14 protein-coding genes are annotated in these 14950 nt (G+C 53.9%); 10 read left to right on the forward strand and 4 right to left on the reverse strand.

Features of this window, described 5'->3' with window-relative positions; all coding sequences use genetic code 11:
• Positions 1 to 4: 4 nt before the first annotated feature.
• Together parE and parC are read left to right on the forward strand one after the other, a co-directional pair.
• Positions 5 to 1972: a DNA topoisomerase IV subunit B gene (gene parE / locus KNP76_RS04915; protein ID WP_214843144.1), complete on the forward strand. Its 1968-nt coding sequence runs from the start codon at positions 5 to 7 to the stop codon at positions 1970 to 1972.
• Between the two features lie 2 nt (positions 1973 to 1974).
• Positions 1975 to 4380: a DNA topoisomerase IV subunit A gene (parC, locus tag KNP76_RS04920; RefSeq protein ID WP_214843151.1), complete on the forward strand. Its 2406-nt coding sequence runs from the start codon at positions 1975 to 1977 to the stop codon at positions 4378 to 4380.
• Between the two features lie 216 nt (positions 4381 to 4596).
• Here parC and KNP76_RS04925 read toward each other — a convergent pair whose 3' ends face one another.
• Complete coding sequence (locus KNP76_RS04925) at positions 4597 to 5103, reverse strand: DinB family protein (protein ID WP_214843153.1); 507 nt, start codon at positions 5101 to 5103, stop codon at positions 4597 to 4599.
• Positions 5104 to 5246: 143 nt separating this feature from the next.
• Here KNP76_RS04925 and KNP76_RS04930 point away from each other — a divergent pair, with 143 nt between their 5' ends.
• Genes KNP76_RS04930 through KNP76_RS04940 form a run of 3 tightly spaced genes read left to right on the forward strand, consistent with a single transcriptional unit; the run spans position 5247 to position 7057 of the window.
• Positions 5247 to 5858 (forward strand): NUDIX hydrolase, encoded by a 612-nt coding sequence (locus tag KNP76_RS04930; protein WP_214838766.1) that lies wholly within the window; start codon positions 5247 to 5249, stop codon positions 5856 to 5858.
• Positions 5859 to 5887: 29 nt separating this feature from the next.
• Positions 5888 to 6589: an MBL fold metallo-hydrolase gene (locus tag KNP76_RS04935; RefSeq protein ID WP_251137346.1), complete on the forward strand. Its 702-nt coding sequence runs from the start codon at positions 5888 to 5890 to the stop codon at positions 6587 to 6589.
• A gap of 15 nt (positions 6590 to 6604) precedes the next feature.
• Positions 6605 to 7057 (forward strand): GNAT family N-acetyltransferase, encoded by a 453-nt coding sequence (locus KNP76_RS04940; protein WP_251137347.1) that lies wholly within the window; start codon positions 6605 to 6607, stop codon positions 7055 to 7057.
• Between the two features lie 157 nt (positions 7058 to 7214).
• On the opposite strand, the gene KNP76_RS04945 is transcribed toward KNP76_RS04940, so the two are convergent.
• Both KNP76_RS04945 and KNP76_RS04950 read right to left on the reverse strand, forming a co-directional pair.
• Positions 7215 to 7757: a GNAT family N-acetyltransferase gene (locus KNP76_RS04945; RefSeq protein WP_214843155.1), complete on the reverse strand. Its 543-nt coding sequence runs from the start codon at positions 7755 to 7757 to the stop codon at positions 7215 to 7217.
• A 61-nt stretch (positions 7758 to 7818) separates the two neighbouring features.
• Entirely contained in the window at positions 7819 to 8214 is a 396-nt protein-coding gene (locus KNP76_RS04950; protein WP_214843157.1) for a hypothetical protein, read from the reverse strand.
• 596 nt (positions 8215 to 8810) lie between these two features.
• Here KNP76_RS04950 and KNP76_RS04955 point away from each other — a divergent pair.
• The 5 genes from KNP76_RS04955 to KNP76_RS04975 all read left to right on the forward strand — a co-directional run bounded on the left by KNP76_RS04955 (position 8811) and on the right by KNP76_RS04975 (position 13365).
• On the forward strand, positions 8811 to 9659 hold the full coding sequence (locus tag KNP76_RS04955) for a transporter substrate-binding domain-containing protein (protein ID WP_214843158.1): 849 nt from the start codon (positions 8811 to 8813) through the stop codon (positions 9657 to 9659).
• A 2-nt stretch (positions 9660 to 9661) separates the two neighbouring features.
• Positions 9662 to 10357, forward strand: coding sequence for an amino acid ABC transporter permease (locus KNP76_RS04960; protein ID WP_034808169.1), 696 nt, complete (start codon positions 9662 to 9664; stop codon positions 10355 to 10357).
• A gap of 95 nt (positions 10358 to 10452) precedes the next feature.
• Positions 10453 to 11361 carry an AAA family ATPase gene (locus KNP76_RS04965; RefSeq protein ID WP_211779455.1) on the forward strand — a complete coding sequence of 303 codons (909 nt, stop codon included), beginning with the start codon at positions 10453 to 10455 and terminating at the stop codon, positions 11359 to 11361.
• Position 11362: 1 nt separating this feature from the next.
• Entirely contained in the window at positions 11363 to 12391 is a 1029-nt protein-coding gene (locus tag KNP76_RS04970; protein ID WP_034816641.1) for a DUF58 domain-containing protein, read from the forward strand.
• Positions 12388 to 13365 (forward strand): hypothetical protein, encoded by a 978-nt coding sequence (locus KNP76_RS04975; protein WP_214843160.1) that lies wholly within the window; start codon positions 12388 to 12390, stop codon positions 13363 to 13365. The genes KNP76_RS04970 and KNP76_RS04975 overlap by 4 nt, the downstream gene beginning before the upstream one ends.
• 37 nt (positions 13366 to 13402) lie before the next feature.
• Here the strand turns inward: KNP76_RS04975 and cls are convergent, their stop codons facing one another.
• Complete coding sequence (gene cls / locus KNP76_RS04980; protein WP_214843162.1) at positions 13403 to 14869, reverse strand: cardiolipin synthase; 1467 nt, start codon at positions 14867 to 14869, stop codon at positions 13403 to 13405.
• Positions 14870 to 14950: the final 81 nt, after the last annotated feature.

Below are 14950 nucleotides of genomic sequence, written 5' to 3' on the forward strand. Positions count from 1 at the left end.
GAAAATGTCAACAGATTTATTCAATTACAATGAAGACGCCATTCAGGTGCTCGAAGGACTCACGGCCGTCCGTAAACGACCAGGGATGTACATCGGTTCGACCGACCATCGCGGTCTCCACCATCTCGTCTACGAGATCGTCGATAACGCGATCGACGAGGCGCTCGCCGGGTTCGGCGGGCAAATCGATGTGACGATTCATAAAGACGATGCCATCACGGTCCGCGACCATGGCCGCGGCATGCCGACGGGGATGCACGCTTCCGGCAAACCGACGCCAGAGGTCATCTTCACGGTGCTCCATGCCGGCGGAAAGTTCGGTCAAGGCGGCTATAAGACGTCCGGGGGCCTCCACGGGGTCGGCGCCTCGGTCGTGAACGCACTGTCGAGCAAGGTCGTCGTGACGATTCACCGTGACGGCAAGCTGTTCGAGCAGACGTTTGCCGACGGCGGAATCCCGCAGACGACGCTCCTCGAGACCGGGAAGACGCGCCAGACCGGCACGAGCGTCTATTTTAAACCGGACGCCTCGATCTTCTCGACGACGACCTACAACTACGACACGCTCGCCGAACGGTTGCGCGAGTCGGCGTTCCTCTTGAAAGGACTCACGATCACGCTGAAAGACGAACGAACTGACAAGGAAGAGAGGTTCCATTACGAGGAAGGGATCGCCGAGTTCGTCCAATATTTAAACGACGACAAGGCGACGCTCCACCCGATCGTCTATTTCGAAGGGACAGAGAACGACATCGAGCTCGAGCTCGCCTTCCAGTTCACGGACGCCTACTCCGAGAACGTCCTCTCGTTCGTCAATAACGTCCGGACACGCGACGGCGGCACGCACGAGGTCGGCGCCAAGACGGCGATGACCCGCGTCGTGAACGAATACGCACGTAAGAACGGCTTGTTGAAAGAGAAAGACAAGAACCTCGACGGTGGCGACGTCCGCGAAGGGCTCACGCTCATCGTCTCGGTCCGAATCCCCGAGGAGTTCCTCCAGTTCGAGGGACAGACGAAGTCGAAACTCGGCTCGCCGGAAGCGCGGACGAGTTCGGACAGCGTCATGGCGAAGCAGTTGACGATCTTCCTCGAGGAGAACCCACAGATGGCGACGATGCTCATCAAGAAGGCGATCCGTGCCGCCCAGGCCCGCGAAGCCGCCCGCAAGGCGCGTGAAGAGGCTCGTAACGGCAAGAAGAAGAAACGTTCGAGCATCTTGAACGGGAAACTGACGCCGGCGACGTCGAAGAACGCCGCCAAGAACGAACTGTTCCTCGTCGAGGGTGACTCGGCCGGCGGTTCGGCCAAACAGGGCCGTGACCGGACGTTCCAAGCCATCCTGCCGCTCCGCGGGAAGGTCATCAACTCGGAGAAGTCGAAGCTTCAGGACATCATGAAGAACGAGGAGATCAACACGATCATCCATGCGATCGGGGCCGGCGTCGGCCACGACTTCGACCTCGAGGACTGCAATTTCGACAAGGTCATCATCATGACCGACGCCGATACGGACGGGGCGCACATCCAAGTGCTCCTGCTGACGTTCTTCTTCCGCTATATGCGGCCGCTCGTCGAGGCGGGCAAAGTGTTCGTCGCTTTGCCGCCGCTCTATCGTATCTCGAAAGGCAAAGGCAAGTCGGAACAGTTCGAGTACGCCTGGGACGAAGAGGCGCTCGAGAAGCTCGTCAAAGTGTATAAGAAGGGGTATATCCTCCAGCGCTACAAAGGTCTCGGGGAGATGAACGCCGACCAGTTATGGGAGACGACGATGAACCCGGACACACGGACGCTCATCCGTGTCACGGTAGACGACGCCGCCATCGCCGACAAGCGCGTCTCGGTGCTCATGGGAGACAACGTCGCCCATCGCCGTGAGTGGATCGAGGAGAACGTCGCCTTCGGCCTCCAGGAAGATGATTCGATCATCGCCAATGAACACGTGACTAAAGCGATTGAGGAAGTGATGTAACGATGTCGACGATTCAACACATTTTAAACTTGTCGCTCGAACAGGTCGTCGGTGACCGTTTCGGGCGTTACTCGAAATATATCATTCAGGACCGGGCGCTTCCGGACGCGCGTGACGGGCTCAAACCCGTTCAGCGCCGTATCCTGTATGCGATGCACCATGAGGGCAACACGAACGAGAAACCGTACCGCAAATCGGCCAAGACGGTCGGGAACGTCATCGGGAACTATCACCCGCACGGTGACAGCTCCGTCTATGAGGCGATGGTACGCCTGTCACAGGACTGGAAGTTACGTTATCCGCTCATCGACATGCACGGGAACAACGGCTCGATGGACGGCGACTCGGCTGCCGCGATGCGGTATACCGAGGCCCGGCTATCGAAGATCGCCGGCGTCATGCTGACGTCGATCTCGAAGAACACGGTCGACTACACGCCGAACTTCGACGATTCGACCGAAGAGCCGCTCGTCTTGCCGTCACTTCTCCCGAACCTGCTTATGAACGGGACGACGGGCATCTCGGCCGGTTACGCCACCGAGATCCCGCCGCACAACTTGACCGAGGTGCTCAATCTCGCCATCGCCCGCCTGAAAGGTCAGGTCCAAACGGCGACGGAAGCGCTCGAGTACATGCAAGGACCGGATTTCCCGTCCGGCGGGATCGTCATGGGTCGCGACGGCATCTTGAAGGCGTTCGAGACCGGAAAAGGCAAGGTCATCATCCGTGCCAAATCGGTCATCGAACCGCTCAAGGGTGGCCGTGAACAAATTACGATCACGGAGCTCCCATATGAGGTGAACAAGGCGAACCTCGTCAAGAAGATGGAAGAACTCCGTCTCGACAAGAAGGTCGAAGGCGTCGCCGAGGTCCGCGATGAGACCGACCGGACCGGCGTCCGTGTCGTCATCGAGTTGAAGAAAGAGGCCGACGCGGAAGGTGTGCTCCACTTCTTCTTGAAGCATACCGACCTGCAGCTCGCCTACAACTACAACATGGTCTCGATCGTCAACCGGACACCGAAACAGATGGGACTGCTGCCGATCATCGATGCCTATTTGAAACACGTCGAAGAGGTCGTGACGCGGCGGACGACGTTCGAGCTCGAGCAGGCGAAGAAACGCGCCGAAATCGTCGACGCGCTTGAACAGGCCATCTCGGTCTTAGATGAGACGCTCGAACTCATCCGTTCGGCGAAAGATAAAGCCGAGGCGAAACAGAAGCTCATGGCGCGCTTCTCGTTCTCGGACCGCCAAGCCGAAGCGGTCGTCATGCTTCAATTGTATCGCTTGACGAACACGGATATCGTCGAGCTTCAAAAAGAGGCGAAGGCGCTCCAAAAAGAGATCACGCGTCTCGCGAACATCTTGAACGTCGACGCGACGAAACGGAAGCTCATCTCGAAAGAACTCACGGCGCTCCGTGACGAGTTCGGTGATGCGCGACGTTCGGTCATCGAGTCTGAGGTCGAGGAGTTGAAGCTGAAGACCGAGGTCATGATCGCCGTCGAAGAGACGATGGTCTTCGTCAGCCGTGACGGTTACGTCAAACGCTCGTCGATGCGCTCATACGGCGCCTCGAGCGACGAGATGCCGGACATGAAAGACAAGGACCGTCCTGTCCTCGTCACCCAGGCAATGACGACGGACCACTTGCTCGTCTGGACGAACAAAGGCAGCTACTTGCTCATCCCGGTCCATCAAATCCCAGAGTCGAAATGGAAGGATGCCGGACAGCACGTGGCTAACCTCGTGCCGATTGAAGGCGAGCAAGTCGTCTCGGCCGATGTCGTCTCGACGTTCGATACCGACGCACACTGCCTGTTCGTGACGCGTGACGGCATGGTCAAACGGACGCCGCTCCGTGACTATGACGCCCAGCGTAAGTCGAAAGCGCTCATGGCGCTCAAGTTAAAAGGCGATGATACGGTCGTCTTCGCAGGGATCAGCGACGGGCCGGGCCAATTGTTCCTCGTCTCGGAGCGAGGCTATGGGCTCTGGTTCAAGGAAGATGACGTACCGGTCGTCGGGCAACGTGCCGCCGGCGTCAAGGCGATGAACTTGAAGGATGGTGACACGGTCGCCGATGCGTTTGCCTTCTTCACGCCGCCTCTCTTCGTCCTCGTGACGCAGCGTGGCGCAGTCAAGAAGATGAAGCTCGAGGATCAGTTCGATTGCACGAACCGTAACTTGCGTGGGACGATGCTCATCCGTGAAGTCAAATCGAAACCGCATCAGATTCGTCGTGTGCTCCCGGTGCATGACGATGAGACGCTCCACATTATCGGGAAAAAGAAAGCGAAGACGGTCAAGACGAAGCAGTTGACGCTTCTAGACCGCTACGCCAACGGCTCGTTCGTGTTTGACGAGGAGACGTTCGGTGAGATTGAAGACGTGTACCTCGATTGAGGAGGGCCCTGTACAACAGACGTTGTGCAGGGTTTTTTCGTTCCGGTATAAATGTATTTAAGGAGACAGAAGCTTGAAAAGTAGCTGGATTCGCGACATCGATCTTGAAATGAAATGGTTGCTTGACGAGCGGTACGGACTAAATGATTCGTTTACAGAAAGCTTTTACGATGAGAAATGAACAAAAGACGCGCGAGGCGTCTTTTTGAATACGTCTTAGATGTCAGCCTCCATAAGATACCGTTCCAAATCGGCCTGTTGGCGCAAGTGATGGCGGGTATGCATCTCGATCAGGGCGTACCACTCTTGTGCGTTCAACCAGCCAAAACCGCCATGCTGGGCTTTAACGTAAGGATTTGCCGACCGGACGAACGGTTCGAGGCGCTCAAGACGGGAAAGCAATGCATCGATCCGGCGTTCGAGCAGTTCCCGTTTGTCCGTATTGTTCGGAGGTTGGTTCATTTCGTCAAGTAAACGGATTTTCATCGGAGGGAACCCACCGGCCTGAAACAACCGTTCACCGAACTCGGTCTTCCCGAGCGGTTGCTCTTCAGTGGAAGCGAGACACCGTTTAATCTCATCCGCATATTCCTCAGCCACCACGATGATATGGTCGTACATTTGTCCGATTGACCAGATATCGTCTGCTGCCTGATATCGCAACTGTCGCTCGGTATAACCGTCCAAATCGTCTTTGAATTGGGACAATATAAGCATCGTCATACGTTTCCTCCTTGATGAATCATATTGTATGAAGTATATCATGTGCACGATACGTACTTTCTGCTAGAAGCGGGTATTCTTGAAGAGGAACAACTCACCCCTGCGGCGAAATGAGTAGCAGGACAAACGATGGAGGGATGACTATGTCAGAATGGCTCGATTGGGCCAAACGGCTACAGGCATTGGCTCAGGCCGGCTTGACGTTCACGAAAGACGAGTTTGACCGCGAGCGGTACCTTGAGCTGCAACAGATTGCGACCGAGATGTTTGAACGACAATCCAATCTCGCATTGGACGAGATCACCGAGTTGACGCACATTGATGGCTATCCGACACCAAAGCTTGACGTACGGGGTGTCGTCTTCCAAGAAGACCGGTTGTTGCTCGTCAAAGAACGTTCAGAAGGACGTTGGACGCTTCCGGGTGGCTTTTGCGAGGTCGGGCTCTCGCCTACGGAGAATATCGTCAAAGAGATTGAGGAGGAAGCGGGATTTGATGTCGCACCGATCCGTCTCGTCGCCTTGTTTGATATGCATCATCACCCACATCCGCCCATGTCGCAGCATTACTATAAACTGTTTATCGAATGCGAGCTGATTGGCGGGGAGGCGCAGGTGAGCTATGAGACGAGTGACGTCGGCTTTTTCACACGGGACGCGTTGCCGCCGCTCTCGCTCGCTCGGAACACGCTCGAGCAACTCCATATGTGTTTTGACGCCCGATGGCAAGAAGACTGGGTGACATTGTTTGATTGAGGGGAGGGGATTGTGTGGTCATTACACGCTTGGAACATGTTCATCAACTGACCTTTTACGCGCCGGTACTGCCGATTAACGTCCAATTGATTGAAAGAGAGCTCGGGCTCGTCTTGATTGATACGGCACTTGAACGGAACGCCGCGGACATTTTGGCCTATATCGAGTCGCTTGAACGGCCGCTTCTTGCCATTTTATTGACGCATGCCCACGGCGACCACGTCGGAGGTGTCGATCGCATCTTGAAAGTCCATCCTCATGCCGAGTTGTACATCTCGCGCCGCGATGCCCGATTGCTTGAAGGGGATCGGACGACCGACCCGGATGAGCGGGAGCTTAAAATTAAAGGCTCGCTCCCGACAATTCATTCGTTGCCGGACAAGCGGTTAGACCCAGGTGAGCGGTTGTTCGGGTTCCGCGTCTATCACGCTGCCGGTCACACACCGGGATCCGTCGCTTATTTTGATGAAGCGAGTCGGATTCTGTTCGCAGGCGACGCGTTTCAATCGCATGGGGGAGTCGCTGTGGCAGGGGACGTCAGACCGCTTTTCCCGCTTCCTGGACTGGCGACATGGGATAAGTCGGCCGCTGTCGAGAACGCCGAGAAGTTGATCGATCTCGCGCCACGTCATACGTTCGTAGGCCATGGAAAATCGATTGAAGGGACTCATCGGCTCTATCGGGCGCTAAAACGCGCGAAGCGTAAACGGGCACGGCTGTTTTCACGGTAAAGGAGGAGGTGTGAGATGATGGAGCTACGTGAGATTCAGACGACGCAATATCGTTCGGCTGAGCAAATGCTCGAGATTCAACGAAATGCCTACGCGGTCGAGGCTGAGTTGATCGGTTTCGATGAGATTCCAGCTCGATATGAGACGGTTGAAGTGATTCAAAATTTACCCGGTGAGAGTTACGGATTGTATAACGACGAGCGGTTGATTGGATTTATCACGATCGAGACGGCCGAGACAACGGTCGAAGTCACAAAGCTGTGTATTGATCCGACGTATTTTCGGGCGAGACTGGCGACGACTTTGCTCGAACACGTCCTAAGCCTTCATGAAGACAAGCTAGTTTATGTCCATACCGGAAAACATAACGGTCCAGCAAAGCGTCTGTATAAGAAGTTAGGGTTTGAAGCGAGCTCTGAATTCGAACCGGAACCCGGTGTCACATTGATTCGATTTACACGTGCATAACATCTCGTCTCATTTCTCTCATTCTGTCTCACTTCTTTAAGTATACTAAAGGATTGAGACAGAGTTTTATTTTTACTGATAATATATGTTATGTAAACTAATAAAAAAAGCAGAGAAAATCGATGCCAGATGTGACGTCTCTCCTCTCAGCTGCAACTCAGAAAATCTTGTACCAATACAACGTCATGTCGATGTTCGGATTGCCGGTTTGTTTGAGTGTATCGACACCGCCGAGCGCGAACCCTTCTTTCGCATAAAATCGACACGCGATCACGTTATCGTTCTGCGCTTCGAGTGACAATCCGAGCAACGATTGCTCTTTTGCCCACGTCTCTACAACACCGATTAACAAATGACCGAGCCCGCTGTTTCGATACGCTTTCTGCACAGCGATGTTCTCGATATATGCAAAACGGTTCCAGTCTCTTGCGACACGGATTTGTCCGATACAAGTCGTCTCGTCGAATGCCAAGAATACTTGTTTGTCCTCACGATTGATGTACTCAGACCAGTCCAGTGAATCGTCCGGGAATCTCGTCTCATAAACTTTCTCATATAACTGTTCCTCATACATCCAAACTCCGTCTCTATAGCTCGGAATGATTTTTCCGATGATTGGAAATGAATCATTTGCCTCGTTCACGACGCTGATGGAATCCTCATTTAACGTTTGAATCGAGATATCTAGGAATCCTCTCATTGGATCTTTCTCCTTTCGGCCGCTCCTATATCGTCTCATCAGACTAGCCATACAGTGGCGGTTATGAAATCAAACTTGGAGGTTCAGTTGACAATACTTCGACTACATCATGTGATGTCAAGAACACATAATGGTGAATATCATAGATTTTTTCGTAACTGTTGTCTGCCTCTTCAGCTAGCCATTCCAAATAGTTTGAATCGGTCACTCGGAAGAGTGTCCACTCGCCAAAATAATTCGTGTCATAATGTTTATATAGATGGTCTAGCGTTTTTAAAAGCGTTCCTTCGTCTGTATTTCGATACGAAAACACAAGTCCGTCAAATAAGAATGTATATATGTTCTCATCCGCATCAGTAAACACGAGTTTTAATCCGTCTTTATCATCAATTAGAGCCTGCAATTCTAGTTTAGCCGGCACCTCTTTATTCACGCTCCATCTTTCCCATTTCGCCATTCGCATCCCCTCCTTTTATTGTGATCGTCTCTCACGCACATTACATACCCATCGAGAATAAGGCCATCAAATTCCAAAGTGACAATCCTAGTGGAATGAGCGACAGGATGGTCACCCATCTTTTCTTTGTAAAGAGTCCAATCGTAAGCGTGGTTAAGCCGATTGCTAAAACGATGATTATCGTCATAACTGTCATGGTTGGTCCATCTCCCGTAGCTGGATTATTGTAACTGGTTTAAAGCTAGTTGCTCGTCGTTCATCAAGCACCTGTTACATTATTTGCTAGATTGATATGAAACTCCTCTTTCTGCTTGATACATCATAGCCAACATCAACAATTCCTTGATTCAACTTTATTCATTGTTGGACAAAGTTTCTTCACCATCCGCACAACTAGCTCAATTCAATTCTACACCTGTTTCGTCGGAAATAATAAACTGTATTACTCAACTGAATCGTTCATTCAAGGACGTGATAGCGCTTTATGGATTTATGTTTCAAAAATAACTTTAACGCTGTTCATCCATTCTTAGGAGTTGCCTGTAATCGATTGTCATGCTATTTTTAGACAGATGATAACTTAAGGAGGAACATAAATGAAACGTTTGACAAAAGGCTTCGCGGCCTCCCTTTTACTTGCGGTCCCGCTCGCGGCGTGTGGTGATTCGAGCACCGATCAGGCCGAGACTTCGCGCTGGGATGAGATTCAAGAGAGCGGTACGCTCACGGTCGGGACGGCCGGCACACTCTACCCTGCCTCGTTCCGTGCCGAAGAAAGTGACGAGTTGACAGGATTCGATGTCGAATTGATGAAAGAGATTGGTCAGCGGCTTGACCTTGAAGTTCAGTTCAAAGAGATGGCGTTTGACAACATGTTGACGAGCGTCCAGAACGGGCAGATCGACGTCGCCGCGAACGACATCTCGGTCACAGAGGACCGCAAAGAGAAGTTCGCCTTCTCAACACCGTATAAGTACACGTACGGAACGGCCATCGTCCGGAAGAGTGACCTTTCAGGCATCGACTCGCTCGAGGACTTGAAAGGCAAGAAAGCCGCTGGAGAAGCGACAACCGTCTTCATGGAAGTGGCGCGTCAATACGGGGCTGAAGAAGTCATCTATGACAACGCGACGAACGACCAGTACCTTCGTGATGTATCGACTGGGCGCACGGACGTCATCTTGAACGACTACTACCTGCAGACGCTCGCCCTCGCCTTCTTCCCGGAGTTCGATATCGCCATCCACCCGGATATCGCTTATAACCCGCAAGAAGTCGCATTCCTCATGTCGAATGAGAACGACGAGTTGCAACAAAATATCGATCGTGTCCTTGCTGAGATGCTAGAGGACGGTACGGTGAAAGAATTGTCAGAGCAGTTCTATAACGGCGCGGACGTATCGGTCGAGCCGGACGTCGATGCGACGATCGTCGAATTGGACTGAGTATGTTCGAAGGAGTGAAATGGGAGGCAATCTTTGATGCCGACTTGGCCATCCGCTCGTTCCCGTACCTTCTCGGGGGGCTGCCGAACACGCTATGGATCTCGTTCGTCAGCATGTTCTTCGGGCTTGTGCTCGGTTTAATCCTTGCCCTTGGTAAGCTGTCACCGTCACGGCTACTCCGCTTCCCGTCGACGTTTTATATTTCGTTCATGCGAGGTGTGCCGATTTTGATTATCTTGTTCATTCTCTATTCCGGGTTCCCGTTCATCGGGATTCAGTTCGCGGCGTTGACGGCGGCGATTATCGGTTTTAGTTTGAACTCGGCCGCTTATATCGCCGAGATTATCCGGGCCTCGATTCGTGCGGTGGATGATGGACAGGTCGAGGCCGCCCGCTCACTCGGGATGAACAAGTGGCTGACGCTCAAAGGGGTCATCTTGCCCCAGGCGACACGGATCGCCCTCCCCCCGCTCTCGAACGTGTTTCTCGATTTGATTAAGGCGAGCTCGCTCGCCGCGATGATCACCGTCCCCGAAATCTTCAACAAGGCGAAGATCGTCGGAGGACGAGAGTTCGATTACATGACGGTCTATTTGGTCGTCGCCTTGATCTATTGGGGCATCTGTACGTTCATGTCGTTCTTCCAAGACTGGCTCGAACGGCATTTTGAACGCTACTTGGATTCACCGAAACGATGACGGAAGCGTCATCGTTTTTTCTTTTCGTTCCATGCGGGCGTTTGAATGTGCTATGATTTTCTTAAATATTCAGAAAAAAGACGGGGGAACTACTCATGATACAACCATGGACCACATATTTGAACGACCAAGTGATTGGACAGTCGAAAGCGATCAAACTGTCGACGATCGCCCTGCTCTCCGGGGGACACGTCTTGCTTGAGGACCGGCCGGGGACCGGGAAGACGACGCTCGCGAGAAGTCTCGCTTCCTCTGTATCGGCGGCATTCCAGCGGGTACAGTGTACGCCGGACACGCTTCCGAGTGACATTTTAGGGATGGAACTGTTCAATCCGACGACCGGTTCGTTCGAGCGTCGGACCGGACCGATTTTCACGTCGATCTTGCTCGTCGATGAGATTAACCGGACGACGCCGCGGACGCAGTCCGCACTGCTTGAAGCGATGCAGGAACGCCAAGTGACGCTCGGCGAGGTGTCGATGCGCCTACCTGATCCGTTTTTCGTCATCGCGACGCAAAACCCGTTCGATGGGCAAGGTACGTTCCCACTCCCGCAAGCACAGCTCGATCGTTTCTTGTTTAAGCTGTCGCTCGCCCCGTTGTCACGGGAGTCCGAGCGCCGGTTGCTCCGGAACGAACATTTGAGTGCGGCGCCGTTCACGTTGAAGCAAGACGAGCTCGCTGAGATGCAACAAGCGGTCCGTGACGTGACGTTCCATGAGGCGATGGAGGATTATCTCCTCGATTTCGTCGAGGCGCTTCGGCACCACCGGGACATCGAGGTCGGGCCGAGCCCGCGGGCGACTCTCGCCTATACGATGGCGGCCCGGGCCCACGCCTATATGGATGGACGCGACTATGTCGCACCGGAAGACATCAGGGAGCTCGCCTTACCGATTCTCGGCCACCGTGTCGTGTTGACGGTCGAGGCATCCTTGAAGACGAAACCATCAAAATTGATCAAGTCTGTCCTTGAGACCATCGCGGTCCCATCCGAGGTGTGACATGCAACTCGTCAGCCCTCGCTACCTCGAGCCCGGGTATATGTGGCTCTTGTTCGTCGTCGGGGTATTCATCGCCCTGTACGGCAACGTCTTCCTCGCGAGTGTGGTCATCGGGTTCAGCCTCTATGCGCTCATCATGCCGGAGCTGTTGTTTCGGCTCGCGGATTACGTCCACGTCTCAGTGACGGATGAGTTGAAGCTGTTCCCGGGGGACGAGGAGACGTATACGATCAATCTATTGTCGACGGCACCTGTCCCGCTCGGTGTCGTCCGTTTGTCCGGTTACTTGCATCCGACCGTCGACTCGGAGGACCATGCGTTCTGGCGCCAAGAGAACTATGTAGGCCGCGAGGCGGAAGTCGCCTATACGCTTCCGTTGAAAGCGATCAAGCGCGGTCCGATCCGGATTGAGGCGATCGGCATGGAAATCCGTGACCCGCTCCGGATGTTCTCGCTCTATAAAGAAGAGCCGCTCGATCGGATCGGCTACGTCTTCCCGGACTTCATGCCGTACCCGATCCCGAAACGGCCGCCGACGTTGCCTGGGGAAGAGATGGTGCGCCATAGCGCTTACCGGGACCCGGAGACGTTCCAATCGGTGGCGCCGTACCACGGCCAGCCGATGCGTCAACTGTATTGGTCGGCCTATGCGAAGACGGGCGAACTGCTCGCCCGGACCGAGCAACCGGTTCAGGCGAACGAGTATGTCGTCGTCCTCGACTTGTTGACGAAAGACGGACGTGCCCTCACCCACCAGATGGAACGGTTGATCTCACAGGCGGCGGCGCTATGCCGCGACTTTGAGAAAGAGAACGCGAGCTATGGGCTCATCGTCCCGACGCTTACGAAAGACGGCATCACGTATGACCTCGCCCCGGGGAGCGGTGAGACGCATTTTCGTAAGGTCATGACGACACTCGCTTGTCTGTCGGAACGTGACTTCCCGCTCGCACGGTCATTGTTCGAACGGAAGGTCGCCAAATACGGGGGCAGCCAGTCTATCCTCCGGCTCGGGGGTGACGGACGATGAAACTATTATGGTGGGTCTTTGCCGCGTTTTATGTCGGTCACGTCTTTCCACTCGTCTATCTTCTCACGCTGCGATTCCCCCGCAATTGGCAGCTCGGTGCCCAGACGGCGCTCAGCGTCATGGCGCTATACTTCTCTTTTGAGATGAGTGTCTCCTTGTTGTTGTTCACGTACGTGCATGCCTTCATCCGCACGCTCGACTGGACGGACCGGTACGCCATCGCAAGCGTCTTGTTCTTGATCGTCGACTGGTTGTTCCCGCCGGCATCCCAACCGCTCGCGATGATCGCATTCCCGTTCCTGTTCTTGTTTTGGCAACGAAGTCTCTATTACCGCCGTGATTATAAACGGATGTTGGCGATGCTCGCCGTCGGCCTCTCAATCGGGTTGACGATTGCCGTCGTGCTCCGGACGATTAAAGAGCTGTTGTTCGGCGATCTCGTGGCGTGGGTCCGTCCGTTTCTCATGTGGATTGCCGGCTGGTTCGATGGGTTCACGCTTGACCCGTCCGACCGGGTGAACCGGTTCATGGTGCCTGAAAATCCGAACTTGGATGCGGAGACGCTTTCGAACGAGACGTTCTTTGAGACGGCCTCGAATCAGACAGTCGTATGGATCGCCCTCTTCATCTTCTTGCTCGTCATCGGGGTGTTCCTGTTCATCTACTTGCAGAAACGAAAAGATGTCCAAGAAGAGGCGGTCGTGCCGAGACGGGCGCATGTCACCCATGAACGGACGCTACGTGCCGTGCGCACGCCGAAACACGTCCGGCTACTCGATGCGGGACGTCGTCTCGAGAAAGCCCATCCACGGTTCCGTGAAGAGACGGTCCACGATTGGTTGACACGCATCCGCTTCACCGACGCTTCGCTCTTCGCCACTTGGCTCGAAGCGGCCGAGTACGGGGAGAAAGACGCGCCCGCTCCGATCATCGAGTCGTTCGAACAACATGTCAAACAATTGCTCAAACAATAAGACCAGCGTGACCCCTAGGGGTTGCGTTGGTCTTTTGTTATAAAATCGGGCTGAGTAGACGGGAGACGCTCTCTTTGAAACGGATCCATTTCGTCCGCGTCTCATAACGCTCAATCGTCAAGCGGTCAGCACGATCTATGTCCCGTTCGAATGCATCGATGACAGACTGGGCCACGACCTCATCATAGACGAGTGCCGAAATCTCGAAATTGAGACGGAAACTGCGGGCGTCGATGTTCGTCGTGCCGATCGAGGCGACCTCGCCATCGATGACGAGCGTCTTCGCATGGAGGAAACCACCTTCATACGTATATACTTCGGCACCGTAGCGGACGAGCTCGGCCGCATTCGTATACGTCGCCCAATAGACAAACATGTGGTCCGGCTTATTCGGGATCATCAGGCGAATCTTCGTCCCAGACATGAGCGCGTTGCGGCAGGCGTCGAGGAAGCTGGCGTCAGGGATGAAATAAGGGGTCTGGATGTAAATCGTCTCTTTCGCCTCGGTGATCATCTTGACGAGCATGTTTTTCAAGTGCTCGGTCGATGAGTTCGGGCACGATGTGACGATTTGCACCGGTGATTGGGCCGTCTTAATGAGGACGGATGGCCATACAAAATCCTCTTTCTCAGCCCGATGCTTCGTCGGCACGGCACGGTTCCAATCGAGGAGGAAACGTTCGAGCAGTTCACGCACCGCCTCCCCTCTCATCCGCAGATGCACGTCGCGCCAATAACCGAACTGTCGATTCGTCCCGAGGTATTCATTCCCGACGTTGAAACCGCCGATATAGCCGATGTCTCCGTCGATGATACATAGCTTGCGGTGATTCCGGTTGTTGACGCGGAAGTTGATGCCGAGGCGTGACGGGAAGAACGACTTTACCTCGCCGCCGTGCGCGAGGAGCTGTTTGAAATGGGAGCGTCGCAACCCCCTCGAGCCGACGGCGTCATAAAGCAGACGTACTTTGACACCTTCCTTGGCCCGGCGTGTGAGCGCCTCGATGAGCGCTTGACCGAGTGAATCGTTTTGAATGATATAGTACTGGATGTTAATTTCACGCGTCGCCACTTCGATGTCATGGAACAACGCCTCAAATTTTTGCTCACCGTCATGGATGACCTGAATCGCATTATGGTACGTTACGAGTGCGTTCGTAGATGATAAATTTAAGCGAGCGAGCCGTCGATATTTGGATAAGAGCGGGTCGCGGGCGAATAACCCCTCATCCGCATCGAGCTCGGTCAACTGGTTTTGGACGTGCTCGGCGTATTCATGTCGTCGTTCCTCGTCGACTTGATAGAAGTTATTCGATTTGATCAAGCGTCCGAAGAAGATATAAATGAAGAATCCGAGCAGCGGCACGAAGAATAAAACAAGTAGCCAGGCCCACGTTGACCCGATATCGCGCCGTTCGAAGAAGATGATGGTGACCGCAAACATCACGTTGAGAATGACTAATACGATACCGAGTATGCCTAGAATGAATTCTGTCGTGACCATCTCGATTTCCTCCTTTTGCCTCTTGTTTACCCATTCTTCGTAAGAATGAAATGCTCGTTTACAGATACCGCGTCTACCACA

The organism is Exiguobacterium sp. s150 (assembly GCF_018618435.1).
GTDB lineage: Bacteria > Bacillota > Bacilli > Exiguobacteriales > Exiguobacteriaceae > Exiguobacterium > Exiguobacterium alkaliphilum.

What these genes read in the sequence shown, in the direction of transcription:
- KNP76_RS04940 (WP_251137347.1), top strand. Translation starts at nt 6,605, where the DNA reads ATGATGGAGCTACGTGAGATTCAGACGACGCAATATCGTTCGGCTGAG.
- KNP76_RS04925 (WP_214843153.1), bottom strand. Translation starts at nt 5,103, where the DNA reads ATGACGATGCTTATATTGTCCCAATTCAAAGACGATTTGGACGGTTAT.
- KNP76_RS04950 (WP_214843157.1), bottom strand. Translation starts at nt 8,214, where the DNA reads ATGGCGAAATGGGAAAGATGGAGCGTGAATAAAGAGGTGCCGGCTAAA.
- KNP76_RS04970 (WP_034816641.1), top strand. Translation starts at nt 11,363, where the DNA reads ATGCAACTCGTCAGCCCTCGCTACCTCGAGCCCGGGTATATGTGGCTC.
- parC (WP_214843151.1), top strand. Translation starts at nt 1,975, where the DNA reads ATGTCGACGATTCAACACATTTTAAACTTGTCGCTCGAACAGGTCGTC.
- KNP76_RS04960 (WP_034808169.1), top strand. Translation starts at nt 9,662, where the DNA reads ATGTTCGAAGGAGTGAAATGGGAGGCAATCTTTGATGCCGACTTGGCC.
- KNP76_RS04945 (WP_214843155.1), bottom strand. Translation starts at nt 7,757, where the DNA reads ATGAGAGGATTCCTAGATATCTCGATTCAAACGTTAAATGAGGATTCC.
- KNP76_RS04965 (WP_211779455.1), top strand. Translation starts at nt 10,453, where the DNA reads ATGATACAACCATGGACCACATATTTGAACGACCAAGTGATTGGACAG.
- KNP76_RS04930 (WP_214838766.1), top strand. Translation starts at nt 5,247, where the DNA reads ATGTCAGAATGGCTCGATTGGGCCAAACGGCTACAGGCATTGGCTCAG.
- KNP76_RS04955 (WP_214843158.1), top strand. Translation starts at nt 8,811, where the DNA reads ATGAAACGTTTGACAAAAGGCTTCGCGGCCTCCCTTTTACTTGCGGTC.
- KNP76_RS04975 (WP_214843160.1), top strand. Translation starts at nt 12,388, where the DNA reads ATGAAACTATTATGGTGGGTCTTTGCCGCGTTTTATGTCGGTCACGTC.
- parE (WP_214843144.1), top strand. Translation starts at nt 5, where the DNA reads ATGTCAACAGATTTATTCAATTACAATGAAGACGCCATTCAGGTGCTC.
- cls (WP_214843162.1), bottom strand. Translation starts at nt 14,869, where the DNA reads ATGGTCACGACAGAATTCATTCTAGGCATACTCGGTATCGTATTAGTC.